The 2935-nt window shown below is 44.5% G+C and carries 3 protein-coding genes; all 3 read right to left on the bottom strand.

The features are described from left to right. On the bottom strand, positions 1 to 253 hold a 253-nt coding region (locus IH879_22035), incomplete at its 3' end, for an argininosuccinate synthase (protein MCH7677606.1). A 418-nt stretch (positions 254 to 671) separates the two neighbouring features. After that, a complete protein-coding gene (locus tag IH879_22030) occupies positions 672 to 2273 on the bottom strand; it encodes an NAD(P)/FAD-dependent oxidoreductase (GenBank protein ID MCH7677605.1) in 1602 nt (533 codons plus the stop codon). A 185-nt stretch (positions 2274 to 2458) separates the two neighbouring features. Then, positions 2459 to 2932: a DUF1456 family protein gene (locus IH879_22025; GenBank protein MCH7677604.1), complete on the bottom strand. Its 474-nt coding sequence runs from the start codon at positions 2930 to 2932 to the stop codon at positions 2459 to 2461. Between the last annotated feature and the right edge of the window lie 3 nt (positions 2933 to 2935).

Raw genomic sequence — 2935 nt, 5'->3', positions numbered from 1 at the left:
TTCTCTCATAAATGGCGTTGCCGCGGATACTGGGAAAAATGAAGTCGGTGACAAATTCTTGGCGCAAATCTTCAACATAAACTTTTGAGGCGCCGGTCTTTAAGGCTTTTTGTTCGATCTCACTAAAATCTTCTTTCTGGCCGACGTTGCCGACAAAGCAAATGACCTCGAAGCCCTTTTCGGCCAGCCACTTCAGAATAACAGAAGTATCCAACCCGCCACTGTATGCCAGAACCAATTTTTCTTTCGCCATATTAATCCCTAACGCGGACAAGACCCGTGGGATTCAGATCCAACGGGGCAAGCCGCAAATTTAAAAAAACAGACTACAAATTACAAAACTCAAATACCAAATTCAAATCCCAAATCCCAATGTCCAAAATAAGCGCAAGGCGACCCCTTTCAGATTTTCCTTAAATCTTTTTATAATAATGAAGTCTGAAAGAGGCGCCTGAAGCCCGCGCAGGATCCCTCGTCCCGTTGGATAATCAGGAGATACATTCTTGTTAAACAAGAGGTACTTATCCTACGGGGCGAGGAGCCGGAGCGGCCACAAAATCGCCAAAAATGCCTAAAACAGAGGTTCATGAATAATAGAGGTTAGTTTTAACGGCCAGGCCAAGATGCACGCGTTTTCAGTGCAAGGCGTTAGTTGTTCTCCAAACAACAAACTAATCCTTGTTATTAATGCTCAATGCCATCGCTTCGGCGACTTTAATGCCATCGATCGCCGCCGACATGATGCCACCGGCATAACCAGCACCCTCACCTGCCGGATACAACCCCTTGGTATTCAGACTCTGGAAATCCGCACCCCGCTTAATGCAGATGGGTGAGGATGTCCTGGTTTCAACCCCGGTAAGGGTCGCTTCGTCCATGGCAAAACCGTTAATCCTTCGGTTAAACACCGGCAGCGCCTCACGAATTGCCTCAATACAGTAATCCGGTAACAAGTCAGACAGATCGGTCAGTTTAATACCGGGCCTGTAGGATGGTTCAACTTCACCTAATTGCTCCGAGGATTTACCCTGCAGGAAATCACCAACCAGCTGTGCCGGCGCATCATAGTTTTCACCGCCAAGCTTATAAGCTGCGCTTTCTAACTGACGTTGCAACTCGATACCTGCTAATGGATGATCCGGGTAATCAGACGGATCAATACCGACAACAATTGCACTATTAGCATTCATCTCGTTGCGCGAATATTGACTCATGCCGTTCGTAACAACGCAATTTTCTTCCGAGGTTGCGGCAACGACCGTCCCGCCGGGACACATACAGAAACTATAAACCGATCGACCATTTTTACAATGATGTACTAACTTATAATCAGCAGAGCCCAAAATCGGGTGACCGGCATTCTTACCAAATTGGGCCTGATCGATGAGCGATTGTTTATGCTCAATCCTGAAGCCAATTGAAAAAGATTTCGCTTCAATATAAATCCCTTTGTCATAAATCATTTGGAAGGTGTCACGAGCGCTGTGACCTATTGCCAGTGCGATATGTTTTGATCTGATTTGTTCGCCATCAGCCAAAGTTAGTCCCGTGATCTGCTCGTTTGTGATATGAAAATCATCAACTCGCGCGCTAAAACGAATTTCACCACCGAGTTCAATGATTTTGGCGCGCATTTTTTCAACCATGGGCACTAATTTAAGTGTGCCGATATGTGGCTTACTCACAAATAAAATTTCTGTTGGCGCACCGGCTTCGACGAACTCAATTAACACCTTCCGGCCATAGTGTTTTTTATCGTTAATCTGAGTCGCTAATTTGCCATCAGAAAACGTGCCCGCGCCGCCCTCGCCAAATTGCACATTCGATTCGGTATTGAGCCCTTTTTTACGCCAAAAGCCAAAGGTGTCTTTGGTACGCTGGCGTACTTCCTTACCGCGATCGAGAATAATGGGTCGATAGCCCATTTGTGCCAGGAGCAGACCCGCGAAGATACCGCAAGGACCAAAACCAATGACCACAGGACGTTCACCCAACTCTTCAGCAGCCTGAGCGACATATTTGTATGCCATGTCCGGTGTCTCTTTAATCGTCTGAACGCCGGCAAACTGCTCGAGTAATTCGCTATCTATGGTGGTTTTGACATCCATGGTGTAGATCAGAACGATGTTTCTTTTGTTACGAGCATCAACGCTGCGACGAAAAATCCTGGTTTCAAGCAGTTGTTCCGCCCGGATTTTTAAAGTCGACAGAATAAATTTGGCTAGATCTTCTTCAGTATGATCAAGCGGTAATTTAATGTTAGAGAGACGTATCGTTTGAGTATTCCAAAAGTTTATTCAATCCAAAATTGAGCGATTCGCTATTTGCTGTTGGCTGTTAGCTAATAAAACTCAATTAGTTAAAATGGTTTTGTAACTCACCCAACAGGTGAAGTGATAGTCTCAAAGTAAGTACCCAAAAATTAAATGCCAAAGGCCAAAAGCTAAAAGCCAATAGCTCATTTTGGGTCAATGTCATCGCGATATTTAAGCTGCATGCCTGTGAGAAAATTACGTAAAATTTGATCTTTACACTCACGGTAGTGTTTGTGGCCGGGCCGGCGAAAAAGCGCACTTAATTCGTGTTTACTGATATGAAAGTCGGCTAACGCCAAAATATCCAATACATCTTCTGCTTTCAGGTTCAAGGCGATTTTTAATTTCACAAAAATCATATTGTTCGTTAAACGTTTCTCCGGCTCAGGTTGGGGTCCTGCTTTTTTCCCTCGTTTATCGTTAATAAGACCATTTAGAAAAATCGCTAACTGAGTGTCGCTGCATTTCTGAACCGCAGGATCGTCATCTTTTTTTAACCAATCACTGATCTGCGCCCTTGTTACCTGATGATTAGCCGCGCCAAATACAGCAATCATTTTTGAATCGTTAAAATTGAAGATATAACGGATACGGCGAAAGATATCGTTATTCGTCATGAG

Source organism: candidate division KSB1 bacterium (assembly GCA_022562085.1).
Lineage (GTDB): Bacteria > Zhuqueibacterota > Zhuqueibacteria > Oceanimicrobiales > Oceanimicrobiaceae > Oceanimicrobium.
The sequence above is the reverse complement of the archived record's forward strand: the minus strand, read 5'-3'. Positions and strand labels throughout refer to the sequence as shown.

Excerpts from the sequence above, each read along its gene's own strand:
- IH879_22025 (MCH7677604.1), bottom strand. The coding sequence starts at position 2,932 with ATGACGAATAACGATATCTTTCGCCGTATCCGTTATATCTTCAATTTT.